The organism is Methylomonas sp. LL1 (genome assembly GCF_015711015.1).
Taxonomy (GTDB): Bacteria; Pseudomonadota; Gammaproteobacteria; order Methylococcales; family Methylomonadaceae; genus Methylomonas.
On record NZ_CP064653.1, the window covers coordinates 1,891,422 to 1,916,801 of the forward strand.

General features: G+C 54.0%; 22 protein-coding genes and 1 tRNA gene. 6 read left to right on the plus strand and 17 right to left on the minus strand.

Features of this window, described 5'->3' with window-relative positions; genetic code table 11:
- Window positions 1-83: 83 nt before the first annotated feature.
- A complete protein-coding gene (locus tag IVG45_RS08845) occupies window positions 84-1,904 on the minus strand; it encodes an AsmA family protein (RefSeq protein WP_196437462.1) in 1,821 nt (606 codons plus the stop codon).
- Here IVG45_RS08845 and IVG45_RS08850 point away from each other — a divergent pair.
- A complete protein-coding gene (locus IVG45_RS08850) occupies window positions 1,903-2,112 on the plus strand; it encodes a hypothetical protein (RefSeq protein WP_196437463.1) in 210 nt (69 codons plus the stop codon). The two genes, IVG45_RS08845 and IVG45_RS08850, sit on opposite strands and share 2 nt — an antisense overlap.
- On the opposite strand, the gene IVG45_RS08855 is transcribed toward IVG45_RS08850, so the two are convergent.
- From IVG45_RS08855 to ade, 6 genes are all read right to left on the minus strand, one after another.
- Complete coding sequence (locus IVG45_RS08855; protein WP_196437464.1) at window positions 2,096-4,210, minus strand: catalase; 2,115 nt, start codon at window positions 4,208-4,210, stop codon at window positions 2,096-2,098. The genes IVG45_RS08850 and IVG45_RS08855 overlap by 17 nt on opposite strands.
- Window positions 4,211-4,370: 160 nt before the next feature.
- Complete coding sequence (locus tag IVG45_RS08860) at window positions 4,371-5,327, minus strand: XdhC family protein (RefSeq protein ID WP_230874812.1); 957 nt, start codon at window positions 5,325-5,327, stop codon at window positions 4,371-4,373.
- Complete coding sequence (locus IVG45_RS08865; protein ID WP_196437465.1) at window positions 5,320-5,814, minus strand: hypothetical protein; 495 nt, start codon at window positions 5,812-5,814, stop codon at window positions 5,320-5,322. Before IVG45_RS08865 ends, IVG45_RS08860 begins: the two co-directional genes overlap by 8 nt.
- Window positions 5,807-8,056 carry a molybdopterin cofactor-binding domain-containing protein gene (locus IVG45_RS08870; protein WP_196437466.1) on the minus strand — a complete coding sequence of 750 codons (2,250 nt, stop codon included), beginning with the start codon at window positions 8,054-8,056 and terminating at the stop codon, window positions 5,807-5,809. Before IVG45_RS08870 ends, IVG45_RS08865 begins: the two co-directional genes overlap by 8 nt.
- A complete protein-coding gene (locus tag IVG45_RS08875; RefSeq protein ID WP_196437467.1) occupies window positions 8,043-9,467 on the minus strand; it encodes a 2Fe-2S iron-sulfur cluster-binding protein in 1,425 nt (474 codons plus the stop codon). Before IVG45_RS08875 ends, IVG45_RS08870 begins: the two co-directional genes overlap by 14 nt.
- Before the next feature lie 3 nt (window positions 9,468-9,470).
- On the minus strand, window positions 9,471-11,132 hold the full coding sequence (gene ade, locus IVG45_RS08880) for an adenine deaminase (RefSeq protein ID WP_196437468.1): 1,662 nt from the start codon (window positions 11,130-11,132) through the stop codon (window positions 9,471-9,473).
- A gap of 175 nt (window positions 11,133-11,307) precedes the next feature.
- Between ade and IVG45_RS08885 the strand changes: the two genes are divergently transcribed.
- Entirely contained in the window at window positions 11,308-11,832 is a 525-nt protein-coding gene (locus IVG45_RS08885; RefSeq protein ID WP_196437469.1) for an O-acetyl-ADP-ribose deacetylase, read from the plus strand.
- On the opposite strand, the gene IVG45_RS08890 is transcribed toward IVG45_RS08885, so the two are convergent.
- Complete coding sequence (locus IVG45_RS08890; RefSeq protein WP_230874813.1) at window positions 11,823-12,332, minus strand: class I SAM-dependent methyltransferase; 510 nt, start codon at window positions 12,330-12,332, stop codon at window positions 11,823-11,825. The genes IVG45_RS08885 and IVG45_RS08890 overlap by 10 nt on opposite strands.
- Before the next feature lie 207 nt (window positions 12,333-12,539).
- Here IVG45_RS08890 and IVG45_RS08895 point away from each other — a divergent pair.
- Both IVG45_RS08895 and IVG45_RS08900 read left to right on the plus strand, forming a co-directional pair.
- A tRNA-Asp gene (locus tag IVG45_RS08895) sits at window positions 12,540-12,616 on the plus strand.
- Window positions 12,617-12,742: 126 nt separating this feature from the next.
- Window positions 12,743-13,171, plus strand: a complete 429-nt coding sequence (locus IVG45_RS08900) for an Hsp20/alpha crystallin family protein (RefSeq protein WP_196437471.1) — start codon at window positions 12,743-12,745, stop codon at window positions 13,169-13,171.
- Window positions 13,172-13,430: 259 nt separating this feature from the next.
- Here the strand turns inward: IVG45_RS08900 and IVG45_RS08905 are convergent, their stop codons facing one another.
- Window positions 13,431-13,934 (minus strand): NUDIX hydrolase, encoded by a 504-nt coding sequence (locus IVG45_RS08905; protein WP_196437472.1) that lies wholly within the window; start codon window positions 13,932-13,934, stop codon window positions 13,431-13,433.
- A 70-nt stretch (window positions 13,935-14,004) separates the two neighbouring features.
- On the opposite strand from IVG45_RS08905, the gene IVG45_RS08910 reads away from it, so the two are divergent.
- Window positions 14,005-14,616, plus strand: coding sequence for a TetR/AcrR family transcriptional regulator (locus IVG45_RS08910; protein WP_196437473.1), 612 nt, complete (start codon window positions 14,005-14,007; stop codon window positions 14,614-14,616).
- Here the strand turns inward: IVG45_RS08910 and lplT are convergent.
- Both lplT and IVG45_RS08920 read right to left on the minus strand, forming a co-directional pair.
- Window positions 14,573-15,745, minus strand: coding sequence for a lysophospholipid transporter LplT (lplT, locus tag IVG45_RS08915; protein WP_196437474.1), 1,173 nt, complete (start codon window positions 15,743-15,745; stop codon window positions 14,573-14,575). The genes IVG45_RS08910 and lplT overlap by 44 nt on opposite strands.
- A 3-nt stretch (window positions 15,746-15,748) precedes the next feature.
- Window positions 15,749-17,902 carry an AMP-binding protein gene (locus IVG45_RS08920; protein ID WP_196437968.1) on the minus strand — a complete coding sequence of 718 codons (2,154 nt, stop codon included), beginning with the start codon at window positions 17,900-17,902 and terminating at the stop codon, window positions 15,749-15,751.
- Between the two features lie 55 nt (window positions 17,903-17,957).
- Between IVG45_RS08920 and IVG45_RS08925 the strand changes: the two genes are divergently transcribed.
- A complete protein-coding gene (locus IVG45_RS08925) occupies window positions 17,958-18,995 on the plus strand; it encodes an IS630 family transposase (protein ID WP_196437125.1) in 1,038 nt (345 codons plus the stop codon).
- 240 nt (window positions 18,996-19,235) lie between these two features.
- Here the strand turns inward: IVG45_RS08925 and IVG45_RS08930 are convergent, their stop codons facing one another.
- The 6 genes from IVG45_RS08930 to IVG45_RS08955 are packed head-to-tail and all read right to left on the minus strand — an operon-like array spanning window position 19,236 to window position 25,375.
- Complete coding sequence (locus IVG45_RS08930) at window positions 19,236-20,165, minus strand: glycosyltransferase family 2 protein (RefSeq protein WP_230874814.1); 930 nt, start codon at window positions 20,163-20,165, stop codon at window positions 19,236-19,238.
- Window positions 20,158-21,360 (minus strand): glycosyltransferase family 4 protein, encoded by a 1,203-nt coding sequence (locus tag IVG45_RS08935; protein ID WP_196437475.1) that lies wholly within the window; start codon window positions 21,358-21,360, stop codon window positions 20,158-20,160. Before IVG45_RS08935 ends, IVG45_RS08930 begins: the two co-directional genes overlap by 8 nt.
- Window positions 21,361-21,397: 37 nt before the next feature.
- Window positions 21,398-22,252 (minus strand): glycosyltransferase family 2 protein, encoded by an 855-nt coding sequence (locus tag IVG45_RS08940; RefSeq protein ID WP_196437476.1) that lies wholly within the window; start codon window positions 22,250-22,252, stop codon window positions 21,398-21,400.
- Window positions 22,249-23,040 carry a glycosyltransferase family 2 protein gene (locus tag IVG45_RS08945; RefSeq protein WP_196437477.1) on the minus strand — a complete coding sequence of 264 codons (792 nt, stop codon included), beginning with the start codon at window positions 23,038-23,040 and terminating at the stop codon, window positions 22,249-22,251. Before IVG45_RS08945 ends, IVG45_RS08940 begins: the two co-directional genes overlap by 4 nt.
- Before the next feature lie 10 nt (window positions 23,041-23,050).
- Window positions 23,051-23,995: a class I SAM-dependent methyltransferase gene (locus tag IVG45_RS08950; RefSeq protein WP_196437478.1), complete on the minus strand. Its 945-nt coding sequence runs from the start codon at window positions 23,993-23,995 to the stop codon at window positions 23,051-23,053.
- Between the two features lie 39 nt (window positions 23,996-24,034).
- Window positions 24,035-25,375 carry a lipopolysaccharide biosynthesis protein gene (locus IVG45_RS08955; protein WP_196437479.1) on the minus strand — a complete coding sequence of 447 codons (1,341 nt, stop codon included), beginning with the start codon at window positions 25,373-25,375 and terminating at the stop codon, window positions 24,035-24,037.
- Between the last annotated feature and the right edge of the window lie 5 nt (window positions 25,376-25,380).

Genomic DNA, 25,380 nt, shown 5'->3' on the forward strand with positions numbered 1-25,380 from the left:
TTAGTCCGCGAGTGACACACAATAGCGATCGCTTATAATGCACCTAATGAACTTTAGTTTCGTTTATTTAAACGTACCCAAAGTTAATCCGTTGCCTGCCGTATCATTTTCTGGCAATCAATGTTTTCAACCTCGCCTATATCTATCGGCGGTAGCAGCATGAGAGTAGACAAAGGGTCAATTGAAAATTTTGGTTTTAATATAGTGCCGGAAACATTTAAGGTGGAACGAAGGGTAAGCGGACTAAAATCACGCGGATAAGGGGTGATCGCTACTTCAAATGTTTCGTTTTTAAATGACAAATAGCCATTGCCATGAACAACACTATCCTTGGTATTCAGCAATAAAGTTTTTAACTGACCAATCCCGTCTTTAATATCGACGTCAACAATCGCGCAGAGAATAGGAATTTGAGTATCTCCCGAGATATAGTAGCCAAGAGCGTGGAAAATATCTAAACCTATCAACTCTACTATCAAAGCGCTAATTTTACCATCGTGTTGCACTAAATACGCTTCTCCATTGGAACTTGAAAGTATAGCTTTAAGTGAATTGCCAGACCCTTTTATTTTCAATTTACCGTTAATTTTTCCCAATGTTTTCTGAATATCTTTAACTTCCCTGATTAGCTTGCTCAAAGGTAGGTCAATCACATTAATTTGGATGTCAACATCTGCCGTGTTTTGAGATCCATAGGCTGACATCCAAAGATTTACCCGTCCATCGTCAATTCCGAACATGACAGGTTCGAATTTCAACACACCATTATTGAGCGATATTTGACCGTCAAAGTTGGTTAGGGGGATTTCCTTGTTAATGATATTCGTGGCTCGAAGCCGAGCCTTGCCATTGGCGGCATGAATTTGTTTAAAATCGAAATGACGCTCGGGTATCAAAGTATTATCTTCAGTAACACTTTGATCTGTGTGGCTGGGTTCGCCGCCAATAAATCCGCTTAAATCGGCAAGGTCAAGCGTTTTAGCGAACAAATCCATATCGAAATACAAGAGTTCAAGTGTTGGATTGATTAGAACTGTTCCTTGCAAATCACTATGACCAATTTCACCATTAAAATGATCAAAGCGCCAAGTGCTATCCTGACGGCTTAAATCCCCCGTTATTTTATAGGCTGAGCTAGGTGGTAACGGGATGCCGATTAAAGGAAATAATTCGGCAATATCAGCTCCTGTAAAAGAAAGCTTAAGCTTTGGATCAGGCGCTTGCAGAGGATGAATCACTGTGCCGAGAATAGCTATTTCCGTTTGGCCGAACACCATATTCAACTTGATAGGATAGGGATTATTTTCTGAGCCTAATTCTGCATAGGAACCGGCAGCAGCCTGGATATTTAGCGTTTTGTGTTGGTAGTTGCCCTTACTTTCAATGATAATCGGCAGTTGCCAGCCACCAGAGCCTATCAAGGAATCTATATTCCCTTCAAAATTCATATCACGGATTTCATCATAATAATGAAATATTCCAGAAATAATATGAAGATTCTCGAAAATAACCGGTAACTCAAGAGCGCTTGAATCAGCTTTCGGGCCAGAAAAACGCCAGTTTGCATCATTTTTTTTATTTTTTAATAGGAATAACTCCGGCTTGCTAATGCTTAAATCATTAATGAATATTTCACCATGAAAAAGCTTTGAAATTGAAATTTGTAATGTTAATTTATCGATTTGTGCAACATTTTCAGGACTCGGCCAAGCCGTATTTTTGATTGAGATATTACGAAGAGTCAGTTCAGGTTGCCAGCCATATTCAAAAATAGTTTTGCCTTTTATATCAAGCTTTAACTTTTGGGTATTAACGCTATTCTCAATAAACCAAATCCTAGCATTATCGGAATAGGCAAAAATTAGTAGCATACTGCCAAAAGCAAATAACCCTATTAGTAACATGACTAAAAATATTCGGGTTAGGCTTATCAGTTTGCAGTTCATTGGTTATTTGAGAACGCTGGCGGTAGAGTTTGGCGACGGGATTGGCACCAATAAGAAACTCAAAAATGCCACCTTTAACAACCAAAACGAATTAAAAGCTTTGTGCCTGGAAGTCAAAGGTGAGGCACATGCTTTGGATAGCGAAATTATCAAGCCAGTGTTCTGATACTGGCTTCGCGCTCCCACTGCCGGGTCTTGGCAGCAGCGATGAAATCATCCACGCAATCGATGTTAAACACGCCGCCATCAGGTTTAATATTCGCCGTGGTCAGTAAGACTGCGCCGCCCTCGTCAACAATTAGCGCTTTCAAATGACCAAACGCATCGCGCACGAAATCAATGGCGGCGGCTTCTTTGGCCAATGACGCGGCGGCATGTTCGGTCAGGAGGATGGAGACCGCGTCAAACATTACTGACGGCGTACCCGCCAATTGGCCATCGACTTTCATCAGCCAGCCGTCAGCGAGTGTGGCTTCAGCTATTACCGTGGCGACAATTTTGCTTGTTGCGCCGGCGTTGGTCACAGCTTGCTGCACAGCGGCAATACTTGCCGCATCCGAACCCTCCGCGATCAATATCCCAACACTCCGACCCTCAAGTGTATTCTTCATGTTACCGATCAGCTGTAACGCCGGCGATGACTCCAATTCCTGGATCGCCACCGCCGCAGTTGGCGCTGGCGGCAATTCAATCAGACCTAGGCCGGAGGCTACCCGCTGCGCAAGGTCTTGTTCGATATGACGTAGGTGACCGACCATCGCGGCACGAATATGCGGATGTTCTACCTTGGATAGTTCAAAGACCAAGGCCGAGGCCAGATGCGCTTGTTCGTAGGCAGACTGACTCAGATAAAACTGCCTGGCCTGACTGTAATGATCGGCAAAGCTCTCGGGTCGAATTCGCCCCTTGGCACCACTCTCATCAATCGACGCACTGCGAAAGCCGTTGGCCGCTTGTTCGCGTGGCGAATCAACTGCCAGCGTATTGGGTTCGTAAGCCACCCGCCCGCGCGCTTGCGCCATTTGCATGTGACCGTCGCGCTGGTGATTGGCGAAGGGACACTGCGGTGCATTGACCGGGATTTGGTGAAAATTCGCTGAGCCCAGCCGGGATAGTTGCGTGTCCAGATAGGAGAACAGCCGGCCCTGCAATAAGGGATCGTTGGAGAAATCGATGCCAGGCACCACATGAGACGGGCAAAACGCCACCTGTTCGGTTTCCGCGAAAAAATTGTCCGGCCAGCGATTCAATACCATGCGGCCGATAACCCGCAACGGCACCAACTCTTCCGGGATCAGTTTGGTAGGATCGAGATGATCGAACGGGAAGGCATCGGCATCTTCTTGCGTGAACAATTGCACCGCCAAGTCCCATTCCGGGAAGTTGCCGGCGCTGATCGCTTCGAACATGTCGCGACGATGAAAGTCGGAGTCGGCACCGGCTATTTTCACCGCCTCATCCCAGAGGGTGGATTGCAAACCCAGCTTCGGCCGCCAGTGAAATTTCACGAAGGTCGAATCGCCGGCGGCATTGATCAAGCGAAACGAATGAATACCGAAGCCTTCGATCATCCGCAACGAACGCGGCAAGGTGCGGTCCGACATCACCCACATCACCATATGCATGGCTTCCGGTGTTAAAGAAATAAAATCCCAAAAGGTGTCATGTGCCGACGCCGCTTGCGGAAAGCCACGGTCAGGTTCCATTTTAACGGCATGAATCAGATCGGGAAATTTAATAGCATCCTGGATGAAGAACACCGGGATGTTATTGCCGACCAAATCCCAATTGCCTTCCTTGGTGTAGAACTTGACGGCAAAGCCGCGCACATCGCGCGGCGTATCGGCGGAGCCGGAGCCACCGGCGACAGTGGATATGCGCGTAAACAGCGGCGTTTGTGCGCCCAATTCGGTCAGCACTTTGGCGGTGGTGTATTGTTCCAGGGATTCGGTGAGCTCGAAAAAGCCATGCGCACCGGTACCACGGGCGTGGACGATGCGTTCCGGTATTCGCTCATGGTCGAAATGCGTGATTTTTTCGCGCAGAATGAAGTCTTCCAGCAGCGTCGGGCCATTGGGATTAGCTCTCAGAGAATTCTGATTATCGGCAATCGCTAAACCCTGATTGGTCGTCAAAGTGGGCTGATCGTCGATGGCTGACTGGTGCCACTCGCCGCCGTTGCCGACTGAAATTGTCGATACTTCCTCCCCAAATTGGGCTGGTTCGTTCGCTACGGTTAGAACAGGTGTTTTTGCTTTATTCATGATGCATCCCCAATGGATTTAGCGTGTCGGCTTATAATCGAAAGATCATCCGACACCTAGCGCTTGGGGTCTGTACGCTACGCCACTTTTAAAAGCTTGATCGTGATTTGAGTTGTTTAACAGAGGTGGGCCGTATTATTTATGCCGAGTTTTCCAATTCTTACTGGCCGCAATTGATCAATTGAATAATTTCCGCCGCAATGCTGACGGCGATCTCTTCGGGCGTATGGCTGTTGATCGGCAACCCCATCGGCGCGCGCAGCCTGGCAAGTTGTTCGGTAGACATACGGTTCGCCAAGCTGGCTTTCAGTTGGCTAACCTTGTGGCGGCTACCCAGCACGCCCAAGTAGGCAAATTGCTTGCGCGCCAAGCGAGCCAGCACTAATTCGTCCCTACTGTAGTGATGGGTCATGACGAACACAAACACGTCCGGCCCGTCCGGCACCTGCTCGGCAATGTCGCTGTAAGGTATCCGCCATTTTTGCCGGGCATGGCCGTTCAATGGCATCGATTCCGCTTGTTCGCGCTCGTCGATCACGGTGACATCGAAATCCAGCCAGTCCAGAACCCTGGATAACGCCAAGCCGACATGTCCCGCGCCGATAATGTAGGCGCTACGGCGCATCCCCAGCGCTTCTTGATAACGCCAGTGTTCGCCGTGTTCAAACCTTGCTCGGGACATTGCGGTTGACATCGGCACGATACGCAAGCCCGATGCGAAAATACTCAACCCAAACGAAGTAGGCTGCCGGCAATATTCCAAGCATTGTTCGAACAGACGCCTATCCTCGCTTCGGCAGGGATAGAGCAACACGGTTTGCTCGCCGCCGCAAATCATCCCGGAGGCCTCAAGACCAGCTTCCGGATGATGCACGCGCCGACACAATCGCGGCTCGGCGTCGGCCTCGGCCAGCAAGGAGCGGGCGATATTGATCATGCCGGATTCAACGGCCCCGCCGCCTATCGTGCCCGCGCAGCCCTGGCCGCTGACCGCCATTTTGGCGCCGATCTTGCCCGGCGAACTGCCAACGCTATCGACCACCACCAGCAAGGCCGCCGGCTGCCCCAGCGTCAGCGCCTCTATCAACCATTGCCACAGCTCGCCCCGCTCAGCCAAACCAAACCTCGCTCAGCGCGAAATAAATCGCCATTACCGCCGAATACGACGCGCTGGCTAAAAATCGCCAACTTAGCGGCACCCGATTCTGGATCGTATAATTCATCAACAAGCCTATCGGCACGATATGCAGGAACGAGTCCACGCCTATCGCCAGCAAGTGCCAATCGATTTCGGACCCGCGCCCCGAAAATAATTTGATAAATGCCAGATGGCGGGCAATCCATAACGGATTGAAAAAGGCCTGGGCCAACAATGCCCTTTTAATCTTGTTGCCGCGACCGCTCCGGCTGAAGCGCGTTTCTATCCAGCGGAAATAAGCCGGTATTTCGCTGGCGTACAGCGTGCCGCCCAACACCAGCACGCCTAGCGCGCGCGGCAGCATAAATTCGCCGCCGATCAGGGTGGCGATGCTGTCGCCGGTCGCGTAAACCAAACCGCCGCGCAAGGCGTTTCGCCAACTGAAAATGCGGCTAGCGCTAGCCATGCAGCGCCAGCAGAACTTTTTCCGGCGTCAACGGCGCGCAATAGTCCGGCCGCCAAGCCGGATTAAATGCCTGTATGGCTTTGACCAAGGCAAAGTAGCCGGCAATGCCGTACATCAAGGGCGGCTCTCCGACAGCCTTGGAATGCAGCAAGCCCGCCGGATTATCCGCCACTTCCAGAAAATGCACGTCGATCTCCGGCGCAAAATGCATGTCGGGAATTTTATACGCGCCGAGATTATCGGTTAACAGCCGGCCATTCTGGTCGAATACCACTTGTTCCAGTGTCATCCAGCCCAGGCCTTGCACCACGCCGCCTTCGATCTGGCCATGATCGACCCTCTCGTCCAGTGGTTGACCGCTGTCGTGGACGATGCTGACCCGCTTGATACGATAGCGGCCGCGCAGACAATCGAGCGCTACCTCCACCGCCGCGCAACCGTAGACATGATAGGCAAATGGCTGCCCCTGATTGACGCTGCGGTCGAAGAACAGATTCGGCGTTGCGTAATGCGCCTGCGCCGATAACCCCGTCCGCGCCATATAAGCCTGGCTGACCAGTTGTTTCCAGCGAATCTTGGTCGGCTGGCCTTGCCTATGTACCCGGCCGTGCTCGATGTCGAGTTGCTCGGTGCCGGCATCGCCCAGCAAGCCGGCGGCAATCTCAAGCAGGCGCAGCCTGATTTGCAAACAGGCCATGCGCACGGCCTGGCCGTTCAGATCGGCGCCGGTGCTGGCGGCGGTCGGCGACATATTGGCTACCCGGCTGGTATTGGTACTCTCGACCTTGACCCGTTGCTCGCCGATACCAAGACTGAGCGCGGCGACCTTGGCGATCTTGCGCCTGACGCCCTGCCCCATTTCCACCGCGCCGCAACTGACGCCGACGCTACCGTCGGTATAGACATGCACCAACGCATCGGCCTGATTCAAAAAAGTCGCGGTAAAAGAAATGCCGAAACAGACCGGCATCAGCGCCAACGCTTTCTTTTCCAGCACATGCCCGGCATTGAATGCGTTGATGGCCCATTGGCGCCGGCTTAAGTCGAAACGAGTTTGCAGCGTATCCCAGCTAGACTCCGCCAGACAGCGCTGGGCAGGCATGCCGTAGTAAAACATCTGATGTTCCCGCAACAAATTGCGGCGTTGAATCTCGCCGGCATCGATGCCCATGATCTTGGCGGCTTTGAAAATCGCGCACTCCAGCACGAACATCGCTTGCGGGCCGCCGAAGCCGCGAAACGCGGTATTCGGCGGTAAATGGGTCCGGCAACTAACCGCGCTGGCCCGCAGATGGGGAATGAAGTAGCTGTTACCGGCATGAAATAGCGTGCGCTCCAGAATCGCCAGCGACAAATCGGCAAACGCACCGGCATTCTGATAAAAATCGACTTGATAGGCCAAAATCTTGCCGGAGGCATCCAGCCCCAATTTGAAGTCGGCGTCGTAGGGATGGCGTTTGCCGGTGAGCTGGCAATCCTCGCCGCGCCGTAGTGTCAACTTTACCGGCCGTTGTAACTGTTGAGCCGCCAGTGCCGCCATCGCCGCGAACGGCGCGGCCTGTTCTTCCTTGCCGCCGAAACCGCCGCCCAAGCGCGGCACATCGACTTCAACCTGATGCATGGAAAGCCCCAGCACTCTGGCGATGATGCGCTGGGTCATGCCGGGCGACTGGGTGGCGGAAATCAGCCGCAGGCCTCGGTTTTCCAGCGGATAGGCCAGCGCGGTCTGCGTTTCCAGATACATATGTTCTTGAGCGCCACTGGTGGTGGTGCCTTCCACGACCAGCGCGCAATCAGCCCAGACACTGTCGACATCGCCACTATTGAAAGTTTGCCGTGGCGCGATATGCATGCCCAGACTGTCGGCCTCGCGGGCATCGAACACGGTGGGCAGCGGCTGATAATCGGCCTTTACCATTTTGGCCGCCCGCCGGGCTGTAGCGGCGGATTCCGCCACCAGCAGCGCAATCGGCTGGCCGTGATACAGCACTTCGGTATCCGCCAACAGCACTTCGTCGGCCGAGACATTGCCGACTTGATTCAAGCCCGGAATGTCGGACGCGGTGAACAGCGCGATCACACCGGGGCAAGCCAAGGCCTCCGCCGAATCGATCCGTGTAATCAGGCCGTGGGCAATCGTCGCGCCAACCGGCTGCGCATACAACAAGCCTGCCGGGGTGGGTAAATCATCGACAAATTGGGCGGCGCCCAGCGCGTGCAATTCAGCGTCATCCAGTCGCATGCAAAGCCTCCCACACCAGCAGGTCCGGAAACAATTTTAGAAAATGCGCATAAATCAGCTGCCTTAACAGCAATCGCTTGTATGCCACCGAGCCGCGCAAATCACAAATCGGCGAAATTTCGTTTTGCGCAATCGCGGCGGCCTCACGCACGCTGTCGGCACTAATGGGCTTGCCGCGCAGATAATCGCAGGTAGCGCTCAGGTAAAGTGGAATCGGCGCCACCCCGCCCGCCGACAGATGCACAGTGTCGATGCGGCCGTCATCGAGTAGCCGGATCGACATGGCCGAATTGACGCTGGCGATGTCCAGAAAAGTCCGCTTGCTGACTTTTTCGAAACTGAATCGAACAGCCGGTGCCGGACAGTCGAAGCTTATCTCCAGCAATTGTTCGCCCGCCCGACAAGCGGTTTGTTTATAGCCGCCGAAAAAATCCCGTAGCCGAATGCCACGCCGGCTATTGTCGATGCCTAGCCGCACACTGGCATCCAGCGCCAGAAAAAACACCGATAAATCGCCGATTGGCGAGGCATTGGCCAAGTTGCCGCCTAGCGTGGCATGTTGGCGGATAGGCGCGGAACACAATAAGGTTAAATCCCGGGCGATGCTCGGCAGCAAGCTTTGCAGCAATGGCGAGGCACGCAGTTGTTCGATGTTGGCCATCGCATCGATCCGGCATTGTTGGCCGTCCATTCGCGCGCAGTCGCGATTGCCGGCGGAAGGCAAGAAACGCAGCGTCCTGCCGCTTAAACCGTCCGCTTGCCGGACAAACAAATCGGTGCCGCCGCCGACCAACAGGGCCTGCGCTTGCTGATCTTCCGCCGCGTCCGTCATCGCCGCCAATTGCCGGGCAATGTGGGCAAAATAATCCGGCAACAACCGCCATTCAATACAGTCATTGATCCGGTTTTCCGGCGTCGAATCCGTCAGATCGAACTGAGCGCAAAGCCGATGTATTGCGCGCTTGATGCCGCTATAGCCGGTGCAGCGGCACAGATTACCGGCCACCGCATCGATAGCCGCATCGGCATCCGAGCGCGGGCTGTTCAGAAAAAAAGCGGTCAATGCGACCACCAAGCCCGGCGTGCAAAAACCGCACTGAATCGCGCCGCAATCGACCAGCGCCTGTTGAAGCGGATTGAGCTGTTCGGCGTTCAAGCCTTCGATGGTTACCAGATGCCGGCCGGCCACCGCGCCCAACGGCAGCAGACAAGCCGTGGCGGGCTGATAGGTCATCAGCGCTTGCTCGCGTTTACCCAGCAACACCAGACAGGCGCCGCAATCGCCTTCGCGGCAAGCCTCCTTGCAACCGGTCAGACGCCAATGCCGGCGGATCAGATCCAGCACCGGCGTAGCGGGCGCGGCATCGATTTCGACCCGCGTCCTGTTCAGTAAAAAAACGCTGGTGGCCATGGCTTAAACACTGACTGAAGTGAATTGAAAAGTCCGGCCGTCGAACAGACCTTTGTCACTTAATTTAAGCTCGGGAATCACCAGCAAGGCCATGAACGACAGTGTCATGAACGGCGCGCGCAAGGTCGAACCCATTCGTTTGGCGAGCGCGTCCAGTTCCGCGTAACGGGCCGCCACGCTATCGCCGTCGGCATCGCTCATCAATCCGGCGATCGGCAGCGGCAGGCTGTCGAAACTATCGTCATGAACGCAGGCGATGCCGCCCCGGCTATCGATAATGCCGTTCACGGCCCTGCAAATCGACTCGGCGTCGGTGCCGACGACTATGAGGTTATGCGAATCATGCGCGACGCTGGAAGCCAGCGCGCCCTGGCGCAAACCAAAGCCCTGGATGAAGGCAACCGCCGCTTGGCATGGCTGATAACGGTTCACCACGGTCAACCATAAAATATCGCGTTCCACATCCGGCATCAGCATGCCGTTGTTGACCCTGGGTTTCAGCTGTATTTGCCGTGTCAGCAATTCGCCATCCAGGGCTTGAATGACCCGAATCATGCCGCCATGATCGGCCAGCGCCAGATCAACCGGCTGAATTTTGCGGGCATCGAAGCGGTTGACCCGTTCCGATTTAATCGCCGGCAACAGGCTTTGGCCTTGGTCGGCGAGCAATTGGCCGGCTATCCAGGTCTTCAACGGTTTCAAGCTTTGCGGGTCGGCGACCAGCACCGCGTCCATGCTATCGCCGATGCGCAATTGACCTACCGATAGGCCATAGTGGCGGATGGGATTGATACAGGCGCATTGCAACACATCGAACAGGTCATGGCCCTTGGCGATAGCTCTGGCCGCCAACACATTGATGTGGCCGGCCAGCAGATCGTCCGGATGCTTGTCGTCGCTGCACAGCATGACTTGGTCCGGATAGCGGCTGATCAAGAAATGCAAGGCCACGAAATTACGGGCCGCCGAGCCTTCGCGGATCAAAATTTTCATGCCGAAGGCCAGTTTGGCTTCGGCCTCCCGCAAGTCGGAACACTCATGGTCCGTGCCGATGCCAGCCGCCGCGTAGCGGCCCGCATCTTCGCCGCACAGGCCCGGTGCGTGGCCATCAATGGGATAGCCGTACGCCCGCGCCAAATTCAGTTTTGCCAGGATGTCCGGATCGTCCGCCAATACGCCGGGATAATTCATCATTTCCGATAGGTAATGAATATCCTGGGTTTGGAACAAGGCTTTTAATTGCTCGCTGTCGAGCCGGGCGCCGGCGGTTTCGAACGGCGTTGCCGGCACACAGGACGGCGCGCCGAAAAAAAATTTGAATGGCGTCATCCGGGCATTTGTCAGCATGTATTCCACGCCTTCTATCCCCAGAACATTGGCGATTTCATGCGGATCGGACACCGTCGCCACCGTGCCATGCCGAACGGCCAAGCGGGCAAATTCGCAAGGCGTCAGCATCGAGCTTTCGATATGCACATGGGCATCGATGAAACCCGGCAACAGGTAAGCCAGTTCCGAATCCTGGCCGCCCAATTCAGTAATTGCGCTAATCACGCCGTCGCGCCAATGCAATTCCCCGGCAAAAATGCGTCTTTCAAGGACCTGGACTATGTTGGCGGTCAGCGAGCCATCGCGCGAGCCGGCTAGATAAGTATCGGAAGTCATGACCTACACCGCTTAATGTTAATTGGCTGAAATGGTTTGATCGTTTCCATTCTGTCAGACAAGTTTTAATATGGCCTAAAATTTACCGTAACAGTATAGAATCATCAGGGCAAGGAGCCGCTTTCAAGCCTACATTGATGTATTCACGGCGGAGTGATTTTTAAGGTATCAAACGATGAATCATCCAATCAGTGTGGTACAGGCCGACCTGACTTACTTGCCAGTCGACGCCATCGTCAATGCCGCCAACAGCTCGTTGTTGGGCGGTGGCGGAGTCGATGGCGCGATTCACCGCCGGGCCGGGCCACAATTGCTCGAGGAATGCAGGCAATTGGGCGGTTGTCCGACCGGTGAAGCCAAAATCACGGCCGGTTATCATCTACCGGCAAAATACGTGATCCATACCGTTGGCCCGGTCTGGCAAGATGGCAAACACGACGAACCGGCCCTGCTGGCAGCCTGTTACCGTAATTGCATGCAATTGGCCGAAAGCCATGCTATCCGCAGCATGGCGTTTCCCTGTATCAGCACCGGCATTTACGGCTATCCAAAACTATCGGCCGCCCGGATAGCCGTGGCCACGGTCAGCGATTATTTGCGCCGCCAGGGTTTGAATCTCCAGGTGACCTTCTGCTGTTTTTCCGCCAGCGACGCGGAAATATACCGCCAAATCTTGGCCGAATATCCGGATCAAGCCTGAGTCTGGAAAATTATCACATCCTTGCCGATAAATTCTACCCGGCATTGGTAGAGCTGCGCCAGCCATTGCATGGTCTCGGTGGAAAAAAAACTAATATGGGTAGGATCGTTTTTGTAATGCCATCGGCCGAAGGCTTCGGCATCGATCACCAGCTTGGTCATGATGGCCAGCAGCCCCAGCGGCTTGAGCATGGCAAACAAACGCTGAAACTCCCGCCCTGGCCGCCGAAAATGTTCCACCACTTCGGTGCAGGTGATGAAGTCATAGCTTTGTTGCAAATTTTGCGGATGTTTGGCGTAGTAAGGATCGTAGGTTTTGACCCTATGACCCCGCCGTGACAGCATACTCGCCAGTAATGGCCCTGGGCCGCAGCCGTAATCCAGACCGGCCGAATCCATTGGTAACCTGGCCAGTAATGGCGTGCTCAAACGCGACAGAAAACCTTGATAAGCGGGATCGTCCGCATCATTTTCGTGTAAGTCATAAATGGCTTTTTCCATTGTTGGCTCCAGATGCTGATACTCCGGCACAAACACTAGTTGACAACAACGACAGCGTAAATAATCGCGTTGCTTGTCCCGTTGAAACGCCGATGGGGTATCGCTGGCACAGAGTGGACAATGAATAATTGGCATGAATTTTGGCGAGTATAGTGATTAAACTTGACGAAGGCCGGATTTACTGTAGAATGCGCGGCTTACAACTGCGGAGCGGTAGTTCAGTTGGTTAGAATACCGGCCTGTCACGCCGGGGGTCGCGGGTTCGAGCCCCGTCCGCTCCGCCAATTTAGTTTTGCCCATCCGTTTTCCGACGCATTTTCGCGTATTTGCCTGACTTGAAATTCTCGATTCCGGCACCATAATTCCCCTGCAACTAAAACATTTTTCGTACAACGCAGAGGAGATTTGAAATGAGTAGCTTAAGCCCATTCGTTAGTCGCGGTCTGTTTGATGAATTGTTTCGCGATGTCAATCCCGGTTATTTTATCAAGCCTTTACATGGCGATCCGTTGCCGGCCCAAATCAAGGTCGATGTTAAGGAAAATCCCAACGAATATGTCGTTGAAGCGGAGATACCCGGCGCCGGCAAAGACAATATCCAAGTCAATATCGACGGCAATGTCGTCAGTATCCGCGCCGAAATCAGCCAAGTTGACAGCCAAACCAAGGACGATAAATTACTGCGTAGCGAACGCTATTACGGCGAAGTATCGCGTAGTTTTCAGCTACCGACCGACATCGACGAAACCACCAGCAAGGCCCGTTACGATAACGGCGTATTGACGCTAACCCTGCTGAAAAAGCAGAAACAAGGCGGCCAACGCATGTTGATCGAATAACGCGGTTCTGTTTCAGGGTGGACGATCATCGTCCACCCGATTTAAGGCTATTGCCGAGAAAGCTTGTACCCAATAGCGATACCCAATATATCGTTCACTGATGGGAGTCGCTAACGGACTTGTGCCGAGCGAAGCCGAAGCAGGCGCAGCGAATAGTTGACTTCGGCTCCTCTCAGTCAACGGCAGCTCAGCCAAACGACAGTCTTATCGGCGGTCAGTCAAAGACAGTTTCTTGGTGGGGGTAAATTTATTGCCCGACCTAAAGCTCTTCCGCTTCCCGGCAACGCCGCCAGATGATTTTAAAAGTCTCCGTCAACGTCGGGTCGTTTTCCTCAACCCGTTGATTCACTTCGTCCGGCTCCAGCCAACGGCTGTCATCGATTTCATCGGCGGCTGGACTGAATGGCCCGTTGTGCCGGCAACGATACACCTGGATAAACTCCATGCCCAATGCCGGCGTCGGCTCCAGCTTGAACAACTCGGTCAAACAGGCCGAAACGCCCAGTTCTTCCAGTAATTCTCTCGGCGCGCAATCGGCATAGGTTTCGCCGTCATCGACATGGCCGGCCGCCGAGCTATCCCACAGGCCTTTATTCAAGTCTTTTTTCATCGAACGCTTTTGCAGCAACAGCTGGCCCGAATCGTTAAAAACCAGAATATGCACCGCCCGGTGGCGCAAGGCCAAGGCGTGAATTTCACTGCGCGGGCGGCGATCGATGATGCGATCGTGCTGGTCGACAACGGCAAGGAGCTCATTATGCATGACTGACTATCGATTCCGGGTTAAAGGTCGTGTATGGTATCGCTTTTTGATTGCGCCTCGCAGAGCAAATATGGCCAGAAGAAGTGAACACACTCAAGAACAAATCCGGGAGATGGTGCTGAAGGCGGCGGAAAACATCGTCATCGAAGAGGGATTCAAGGCCTTGACCGTCCGCAAGGTGGCGATGGACATCGGTTATACGGTGGGCAGCATTTATATGGTCTATGCCAACATGGACGATTTGATCATGCATATCAAAGCCAAAACCCTGGACGAATTGGCCGAACATATGCGTAGTATCAAGCCACCCGCCAATGTCGAACAACATATCCAGTCCCTGGCCGACATCTACTTGGCGTTTGCCCACCAACATTTCAATCGATGGCGGATGATTTTCGATGCCCAAAGCGACGCCCCGGTGCCGGACTGGTATCAGCAAAAAGTGCAAAACATGTTTGTGATCGTCGAAGACCTGTTTCAACGCTTGCTGCCCGAGCAGTCGGCGGAACAGGTGCGGCTGGCGGCTCGCGCGCTTTGGTGCGGGGTACACGGGGTTTGCGTGCTATCGTTGAATGGCAGCCTGGGCGGAGTCGGCGCCGAAAACGCCGAAGCCACGATCGGTTTACTGGTACAAAATTTTATTCAGGGCTGGAAGCAGAAGGTGCATCAGGCAGATGCATAACCACCAGAAAAGTCGCCAACACCAATAAACCACCCAGCGCCAGCAGCGCCACAATCGGGCCGACCTGTTGCGAGGCCGCCAGGGTATAAGTGCCTACCGCCAGCAGCATCGCCGCATTTTGAAAGAAGTTCTGCAGCGCCACCGCCCCGCCGCTACCTATGCTTTGCTGCCCCAACTCCTGCAGAGCCGCGTTGATCGGCACGATAAACATCCCGCCGGCAGTCCCCATCAAGAACAACACGAATCGGGCCGGCCAAATCGCATCGGTAAAACTCAGCGCCATGATCAACAAGCCCATCAGATAGGCCGGAATCCGCGCCCGGCGCAGATGCTCCAACGGAATGATATGCGGCACTAAGGCCGAGCCGGCGATGATGCCCAGGGCCAGAAACAAGGTCAGATTAGCAATATCGCTGGCGTTATGCGTCATCAGCACCAGCGGCGCCCAGGCGATAATAATCACCCGCACACTGGCGGCGGCGGCCCAAAACAACGACGCGCCCAGCACCGCAAAGCGAGAACGCGGCAGCGATAAAAAGCTACCCACTTCCCGCGCAAACAGCACGATTTTCGAACCGGCTATCGGGGTTTTACTGATGTTGACCGGCAGAAACAACGTGGTGGCCGCCGAAATCAGGAACAAAACGACGGTGCCGATCAAGGCCCAACTGGTCGAATAATCGGCCACTTTGGCCCCCACCACCATCCCGGTCAGAATCGCTAGAATAGTCGAGCCTTCTATCCAGCTATTGGCTTTCACCAGACCGTTATGACCGGCCAGTTCCGGCAAAATGCCGTACTTGGCTGGACTATAAAGAGCGGCGCCGACACCGACGATACAATAGGCAATCAGCGGCTCGACTTTCAACAGCAACAATCCCGCACCGGCGGCCTTAATCAGATTGGCGATAATCAACACCCGCGACTTGGCATGATTGTCGGCGAAGGTTCCAACCCAGGGCGCCAATAACACAAAAGCCACCAGAAACACGCTTTGCAAGGCCGGCACATACCAGCCCGGCGGCTGGGCGGTTTGCATCACCAAGGCGATCACGGTAAACAAAATGGCGTTGTCGGCAAAGGCGGACAAGAATTGGGCGATCAGCAATGGGTAGATGTGTTTGCTCATGCTCTATGCCTCGTAGGACGTCAAGGCCGCGGCCTGCTTGGTTGATTCGATGTAATCGGTTTTCCCGGTGGGCAATACCGGAATCTTCTCGACCACGAACACTTTTTTCGGCAATGTGATTGAAGCCACACCAGGCGATGCCTCGGCCAGTTGCTTGGCTGTGGCATCGCGCCGGGTGGTCAACAGCACCAGTTGTTCGCCTTTTTTCGGGTCGGGCAGGCTGACCACGGCATGCTGGGCTTCCGGCCAGGCATTGCCGGCCAATTGCTCCACCGCCGTCAGCGACACCATTTCACCGCTGATCTTGGCGAAACGTTTGCTGCGGCCTTGAATGCTGATGAAGCCTTCGTCGTCGACTTGCACGATGTCGCCGGTGTCATACCAGCCTTCACCGTATAGTGAACAAGGCGGCACCAACACGCCCGGATTGTCCGGCAATAGATAGCCTTTCATGATGTTGGGGCCGGCCACATGCAACTTGCCGCCGTGCTCGATGCCCGGCACCGGTTCCAGCTTATACAACATGTCAGGCATGAAGCGGCCGACGGTGCCGGCCTTGTAATCCATCGGCGTGTTGACCGAAGTGACCGGCGCGGTTTCGGTGGCGCCGTAACCTTCGAGGATGCGAATGCCGAATTTATCCAGCCACATCGCCCGGGTACTCTCCTGCAATTTTTCGGCACCGGCCACCACGTAACGCATGCTGAAAAAATCGTAAGCGTGGGCTTTTTTGGCATAGGCCGCCAAGAAGGTATTGGTGCCGAACATAATGGTGGCGCCGACTTCGTAGGCCATTTCCGGCACGACCGCATAATGCAGCGGAGATGGATAAAAAAACGTGGTCATGCCGTTCATCACCGGCAACAGGGTCCCGATGGTAAAACCGAAGGAATGAAACATCGGCAAAAAATTCAACACCACATCGGTCGGATTGAAGTCTATCCTGGATTTGACTTGCTGATGATTGGCCAACACATTGGCATGCGACAGCACCACCCCTTTCGGCGCGCCTTCCGAACCGGAGGTAAACAGCACCACTGCGGCATCATCGGCATCGTAGGCATGGCTTTTGTACCAGTAGTCGGCGGTTTTGGCCTCGATCACGGCCTTGAATTTATCGACTAGCGTTAGCGATGCCGCCAGGTCTTCCAGATATACCAGCTTTACATGCTTGGATAGGGCCTCTGCTTCGTGCTCCAAATGCGCCAGCCCGATGAATTTGCGCGAACTCAGTACCAACTTGATTTTGCCGGTATGGCAGGCCGAGGCCATGCCGGCCGAACCGATGGAATAATTCAACATCCCCGGCACGCGTCCGTACAACTGCAAACCCAAGATCGCACACAGGGTTTTGGTCGAATTGGGCAACAACACGCCGACGTTTTCCCCGTCGACGGTCAGGGGGCGCACCAACTGGCCGAGAATGATGCTACGGGTGATCAAATCATCGTAGCTCAACGGTTTGCGTTCCAGGTCTTCGGCCACAGTATGACGGCCGCCATGAGTCCGGCGAGCCTCCAGCAAGGCCGAGAACAGCGTTTGCTGGTAATGGCTGGTGGCAAACAACATTTCGGTCATGATGTCGGCCAGAATATGACCACTCTGCTTACGTCTGACCTTGCCGGTAAATTTGCCGTGGGTATCGATCCGGGTCGGCGGCATGATATGAATGGTGATAGCCGGAAACCAGCGCAAACGCACGATGTTTCTGAGCTTGGAAAAGTGGCTGTACTGCGCGCCGTCGATGCGTATCGGCAGGATCGTGGCGCCGGATTTGTCGGCCACCATGCCGGTGCCGTCGTAAATTTTCATCATCGAGCCGGTCACCGTGATCCGGCCTTCGGGAAAAATCACGGTTTTGGTGTCGTGTTGCAGATGATGGATCAGGGCTTTTAACGACAATGGATGGGTGGGGTCCATCGGAAATACTTTGGATAAACGCAGGAAAGGTTTTAACCACCAGCGTTCGGAAATTTGGGTGTTGATGGCAAAGGTAATGTCATCGGGTAAAAAAACCCCTAGTAATAACGGATCCAGAAAGGATACGTGATTGGCGACGATCAATACCCTGTCGCCGGCTCGAGCGTAATTATCGAGGCCGATGACCTTAACCTTGAATAGTAATGTCAGTAGCCAGTGTAGAAATTTCTTTAACATATAGATACGGCCCCATGAAGTTTGAACTAAGGCGTTCATTGATTGTCTTGATGGCATGGATAAAGAAGACGCAAGATATCAAACACTGGCGCAACTGCATGAAAGGCGAAAGCAGGTCGTGCGATTGCATAATAAAGGCATCAAGATCATGGCCATTGTCGGCTTGACGGGCCTGACCTATCCGACGGTCAGGCGAACGTTGGATTTGTATCAGCAAGGTGGTTGGCGAGCGATAAGTCCGACGAGCCGGGGCCGAGAAAAAGGCCAAGGTCGCATGCTAAACGCTGAGCAAGAACAGCAGATTCAGCGAGCCATCATCGACAAACGCCCGGAACAATTGAAAATGGATTTCTGTTTATGGAGCCGGGCCGCCGTGATGCAACTCATTGAACAGGAATATGGGATAAAACTGCCGGTGAGAACCGTGGGCAAATATCTGGCCCGCTGGGGGTTTACGCCGCAAAAACCCATCAAAAAGGCTTACGAACAACGCCCTGAAGCGGTTCAGGCTTGGCTGAATGAACAGTATCCCGCCATTGCGGCCAAGGCAAAAGCCGAAGGCGGCGAAATTCACTGGGGCGATGAAACCGCATTGACCAACACCGATGTGCGAGGCAGAAGCTATGCGCCAGCAGGACAGACTCCGGTGACTTATGCGCCAGGCGGCAAACGCGAAAAACTCTCCATGATTGCCACCGTCACCAATCAAGGAAAAACCCGTTGGATGATCATTGACGAAGCCTTCAACGCCGACAAACTCATCGAATTCCTTCAGGCGCTGATCAAGGATGCCGGCAAAAAAGTCTTTCTGATCGTCGATAACCTGCGCGTCCATCATGCCAAGCCGGTCAAGGCTTGGTTGGCAGAACACAGCCACCAAATCGAAATGTTTTATTTACCCAGCTATAGCCCGGAACTGAATCCAGAAGAACGCTTGAATGCCGATCTGAAGCAGGCGATGGGCAAAAAAGTCCCGGTCAGAACCAAAGCCAAATTGCGCGATGCCGCGAATGAACACATGGTGCGATTAGAACAATCCCCTGATAGGGTTCGGAGTTTCTTTCAGGATCAACCGGTGAAGTATGCCGCTTAAAACTTCATGGGGCCGGATCAATAGTATGCCTCCTGGGGGCGCATCTTATCAGACGAATTGCGATTTGCAGGCGATACTATAAGGCTTAATTAAACTATGTTCAATTTATTATTGGTTTTCCCCCTTGTTGTTTGAGGTTGAAATACGCTGTTGGCTTCGATTGCACCGTTGGCTGAGCGGAGCCGAAGCCAACGTAGACTTCGGCTCCGCTCAGCCAACGAAAAAGCCCTTCAACAGACCTCAATTTGCGCGCTGAAAGCGCCAATAAGCCTTATGCAGACTCAGGCATTGGCTGACGACGACGGGCAAGCGATCTTGCAAGGTGGCGCCCATTTTGTATCCCAGCCATTTCAAACCTGTTCTGAGGATGGCCGAAGGGATCAGTCCCGGGGCGAATTTGAGTAAATAGAGCATTTCGGACCGCACAAAGCGCAAACCCTCGCCCGAAGCGCCACCGAATGTTTGTTGCAGCCATGGCGTTTGCGCATGGAATACGCCGATGTCGAAGTAACGTTTAAATTCGTCGCTAAAACCGTAATCGTGCGAATGAAACACCCTAGCCTCGGCGCAATAGGCGATTTTCCAATCGGCAAGCAACAGCTTGCCGGCCACCCAGGTATCTTCGTTCATAATGGTGTTCAAAGGAAAACCGCCGACCTGCATCAAGGCGGCGCGCCGATAACCGGCAAACGAGTTGGAGATAAACACGGTTTTGATGCCAAAAACGCCGCGATCTTCCAATCCGCGCAGCTGACTCCGATCGGGATAATTAAATAAGCGGGCGTGCGCGCCAATCGGCCCGGCGTTTTGATGCGGCAGCTGGCGGCCATAGGCCGCGCCCACCCGTGGATTTTCGAATGCCGCCAGCAAATTCTGGATCGCTTCCGCATCCGCCAATAAGGCATCCTGGGTCAGAAACAGAATCAGATCGATATCGGGCATTAAATCCACGCCCCACTGCCGGGTACCGCCGTGATTAAACGCCGATTTGGCTATTACCTGAATCTCAAATCCCCGTTCCCGCGCCAATGCCACCGTATCATCGTTGGAGGATGAGTCGATCAACAGCAAACGATCCGGTTTCCGGGTTTGTTGCACTAACGCGTCAAGCCAGGCAAGCCAAAGCCCGCCGGCATTCAAGGTGGGCACGATCAGCCCGGTTTTAATCATAGGAAGCTCCTTGGCTTAATTGATCAGCGGTTTTGGTCCGAAGCGGTTTCATCATGACTTGCCAGATTCGCTCCCCCAGTCTGACCGGATTTAATTGCTGTTCAACATAATCGCGGCCGCTTGAGGACATGCGTTGCCACTCCGATTCATTCAAGGCTTGCGCCTTTTGCAGCGCTGCGCAAACGGCAGCTTCATTTCGATCGAAAACCAGACCTGCGCCTAAGGCTTCGATATGATCCCAGGCCAAGCCCTTGGCCACCAAAACCGGCCTGCCGGCGGCCAAGGCTTCCGCCACCACGTTGCCGAAATTCTCGCGCATGCCGCCAGCCTGCTCCAAACCGGACGGTAATACCAGGAAATGACTGGCCGCCAGTAAATCCATCACGCCGGTTCGCTCCAGATACCCCCGATAGCTGATTGCACCCTGGGCTTGTTCCAGCAAGGCCTGAAATTCCTTGAAATATTCGCCATCGACACTGCGTCCGGCAATTACCAACCTATCCGCCGGCCGGCGCACTTTCAACCAGGCCCGAATAAAGGCATTGATACCCTTTTCCTGCTGCACATGCCCCAGGAAACACAGTTGCATGCCTTGTTCGGCCGGGTACGGAGCCACTTCAATATCCCGGCTGTCAATGCCGTTCGGTACCAGTAAAATACGGGCATCTTGGCCCAACACATTGCGCACGCCTTCGGCTTCGGTATCGCTGGTGCAATGCACCGCTATTGCCCGGCGCAAAGTCGGAAAGGTCAACAGTTTGTAATACAACCATTTATGCGGCTTGCGCCGGCGTATCAATTCGACATGTTCCGGCATCAAACCGCCATGCACGGCCACCATGAACGGCTTTCCGAGCAGGCTACAAAACACGGCCGCCAGGGTCGAGGGCCAGGTGGCAATGCCGTGGATATAAATTACCGGAGCCCGCAGACACAATTTGAATAATTTGGCTATTGCACCCAGGCCAAAGCCCCAGCGCCGGAAGCCATAGCAGCGGTACAATCCGACATCGACCTTGGCGCCAAAATCCACTTCGTCGGGACGCAAGCGACCGGCAATGGATTCGTCCGAAGCCACCAAGGCCATATCATGCCCACTTGCCGCCCAAGCTCTGGTCAATACCCCGCACGTCACCGACACCCCGCCGTAACCTTGGGCCGGCGGCACATGCGTGGTCACAATTCCTACATCCATCTTGTTTCTCCCGATTTAAGCCGTGAATAATTTTGTTTCATCTGCCATAGGCCATAAAGCCGCGCCAGATGCCGATCAGGTTGTAAAACGAATACGACAGCTTGCCGGGATTCAGCGTCAGCAGGGCCAGCGTCATCTTCAATACCGGGGCCACCAGCATCTTGCGCAGGATGTAATAAGTGATGAACAAATCATGCTCATTGGCGAATTTGCGTATGTAAGCGCCGATACCGGTGGAATACTTCAACATGCGGGCGGTGCCCAGCGTGTAATGATCCTTATCGGCATGGTAAATCTTGATTCTTGGCGTATAAAAAGCCTTACCGCCGGCCCGCAACAAACGATACAACAGCTCAAAGCCTTCGGCGCCGGCATATTTGGAGCCGATGCCGAAATCGTGATCCAGATGGAATTGCTGTCTATCGACCCTATCCAGCGCAAAAAACTGGGTAAATTCCACCCCCATCATGTTCAGCCGGGAAAAATAACGGGCTCTGCGGCTGTTGACGCCTATGCTGAAACGGGTATCGGAAAAATCGTACGATCCCACCACCAGAATCGACAGTTTTTGCCGGTTTACGAATTCGCGCACGACTTTTCTGAGTACGTCCTTGTCATATACGCAATCGTCATCCGGAAAAGCGACGATCTGTCCCCGCGCCAAGCCGATACCGTGATCCCTGGCCCTGGCGTTACCGACAAAATCAACCTTCACATGCTTCAAATCCAGGGATTTTGCAAACATTTGCATGATGTTATCGATCTTGCCGTCTTTATTTTGATCGATGACGATCAGCTCGAAATTCCGGTAGCTCTGAAACAGCAGCGACTTCAAAAAATCCAATAATTCCAAATCCCTGCCCAGGGTGGCCAATACCAGTGACACTTTCATGAGTCTCTCCTTGCCTGATTAGCGGCTTTTGCTTGTACATAAATGGTGGCTTCATACCAGGTGAACATCAACGCGAATTCCAGACCAGCCATGCCGTCCATAAAGCCTCCCCTCAAGATAAAGTGATATAAAAAGCGGGCGATGATGCGTAGCCAGGACCGCCCCAACAACACACTCAAGCGGCCGCGGGTGGTCATCACCGCGCCGTGGGTGGGTTGCAGCCGCACTTCTTGCGCGGCCTTGTCGACATGCTTATGCATCCATTCGATGATCTCGCCGTGATAGAAATAATGCTCGTAGGCCAGTTCGGTATAAGCGATGCGGCAGCTGTCGGTCACCGCTTCGCCGTGGCCGGTATGGTTACGAACGAAGCGTACCGTTTCCCGCCGCGCCAGCCTTGGGTGATAAATCGGATAACCCGGCGCATGATTCAGGCGTTTACCGCGTAAATACAGTATCGACGGCACCATCAACACATCGGCCTGCTCCAGCTTCAGTTCCCCGGCATCGAAGCTCTGGTAAAACGCCGCTGGATAGACTTCGTCGGCATCGACAAACAACAACCAGGGTGTACCGATGTCGCATCGATCCATGGCAAAGTTACGTTGCTCGGCGAAGCCGGGCCAGGGATTGCTATAAATCCTACAACCGCGTTCCTTGGCGATCGCCAGCGTGTTGTCGCTACTGCCGGAATCGACGATCACGATCGGATAACGCGCCGGAATCGCCGCCAAACAGCGCGGCAGGTTCGCTTCTTCGTTTTTGGTCAAAATAACCACGGTCAACATAGCTAAACTTTTATCCCTTCACCGCATACACGTTGATATAAATTCCCAATCCCAATGTGTTCATTAATCGGGAAAATGGTTGTTGCAGCCTTTTGACCAAAGCATCAACCGCCAACGCCGTCCGGCCGCTTAATTTCAGCCGCTTCGACAAGGCATTAAACGGGATGCGGGTGATCTGTTCGGTTTTCACAATGCGTAAGCCGTTCCGTTCCAACAGGACTTTCAAGCCTTGTTCGGTAAAATAATTGACATGTTCCGGCACCCATAAGCAGGCGTTATCCCGCGTTCCCAGCAGCTTGACCAAAAACGAGTCGTAATTGGGTACCGCGCAAGCCAAGACGCCACCCGCAGCCAATAAACCGGAAACCTTTTTGATGGCCGTATCCGGTTGCAACAGATGCTCCAATACCTGCGACATCACCACCGCGCCGAACTTTTGCTCGGTTTGATATTGTTCAAACATTACCGGCAAGGGTTCATGCCCATTCAATGCTCTGAACACCCGGTTTTCGTATTGGCCGGGATTGATACTGACCGTGCCATAACCTTGGCGACGTAAAGCCTGAGTGTAAAAACCGAATCCGGAGCCGATGTCCAGCGCCAGCCGATTGCCGGACCGGTTGAGCCGATCGGCCTCGGTGCTCATGCGTTCGGCGTCGACCATACAGTTGGGAAACTCGACCTCTTTCGCCAATACTTGTTCCAAGCTGACCGGTTGGGTCAACGCTTGGCCGGAATACTGATAGATGGCTTGCAGCCACCGCGGATCCGGCGGCTGATTCAAAAAGCCGGTGCCGCAACAGTCGCAGCGAAAAATATCAAACGCCTCGTGTGTTTCACTGTGCGTGTACTGATAGGTTTTCCGGCGCCAATAGCTGATTTTCTCGCCGCCACAGCTGACGCAGCTGTGTAAGGTTTGTCCATAGGTGCCGGTCAGGCTCGATGCGTAATTCATGGTATGTCTCTTTGATCAGCGGTTATGACGAATACAGGTTTAAGGATCGGGATGCAACACGGCTGGAACTAAGCTTTGTTCAGGCAAGCCTATTCCACGGTGGCTATAGCCCGGCGCCTTGCGCCAGGGTTTGGCCAACAACGCCAACACTAGCGCTTCGATACCGAAATATAGCGGATTGGCGATCGCGGCCCCCGCTAAGCCGTAATGGCCTACCAACAGCGGCAGGCTGATCGCTGCTGCCAGCGCGCCGCAAATCCGCCCTTTTAATACGGACTGCGTGCGTTTTTTCGCCAGCAAGGGTTGCGCCAGCACAGTTCCCAGCGCACTCAACGCCGCTCCAACCGCGATGGCGGGCATCAACACCACGGAGGCCTGATAGGACTCGGCCAATAACAAGGCCGCGACCCAATCCTTGCACAGCATTACCAAAACAACGCCGAGGACGCCGACGCCAAAAACGCTGGCCAACCACAGCTTCAACACCGAAAAGGCTTCCTTGGTATTGGCCTCGGCAAAGCACTGGAAATAAGCCGGTTGAAACGTGCGCAGCAATACCATCGCGCTGCGATTGAAGGCTTCGTTGATAATGGTGTAACTGGCGGCATACAGCCCCACCTCGGCGGCGGTCAGCATATAGCCGATCACGTAACGATCGCCCAGGCCGTTGATCCAAAAAATTAATTCCATCGGGATCAACGGCAAGGCATAGGCCCAAACCTGGCGTTTGAATTGCGCGGCCACCAAGGCCTGATTGAGATGATGGCTCCCTGTCTCGCCGCCATGCACGATGGACCACAGTGTATTGGAGGCTACGCTGGCGAAGATGTAACCCAGCAATACCGCTCCCGGATTTTGACCTCCGCCCCAAACCAAACCAATCGCCAACAAGGGCCGCAGCACGCTGTCGGTTGTTTGCCAAAAACTGGCGCCGCGTTGCTTGCGTTCGCCTATCAATAATTGAATACCCAATTCGCGTCGCACGGTGACCGCCAGCAGTAGCCCGGTCAGTGCAAACAAGCCGAATTCAGCACCGGCCCAATAACAATAGATTCCGCCACCCAGCATCAATAGGGCCATCGCCGTCGCGGTGGATTTGGCCGTCAGATTGAACACGGTCCTGTGTAATGCGCCTCGTTCCCGCTGATTGCGGCATTCCGGTATCAGCCGCATGCCGGCGCAAATAAAGGGATAGGAAAACACCGCCACCCCGAGCGCGACAAAACCGTTCAACAAGGCCACCTGGCCGAAAATATCGGGCGTGACCAGTTCGGTCATCACCCGCGTACCCAGCAGCAAGGCCAGCGCCGACATCACCTGGCCGGATAATGCCCAGAAAGCGTCACCTAATAAGCGTTTTTGTTTCAATACACCGAACATAAGCT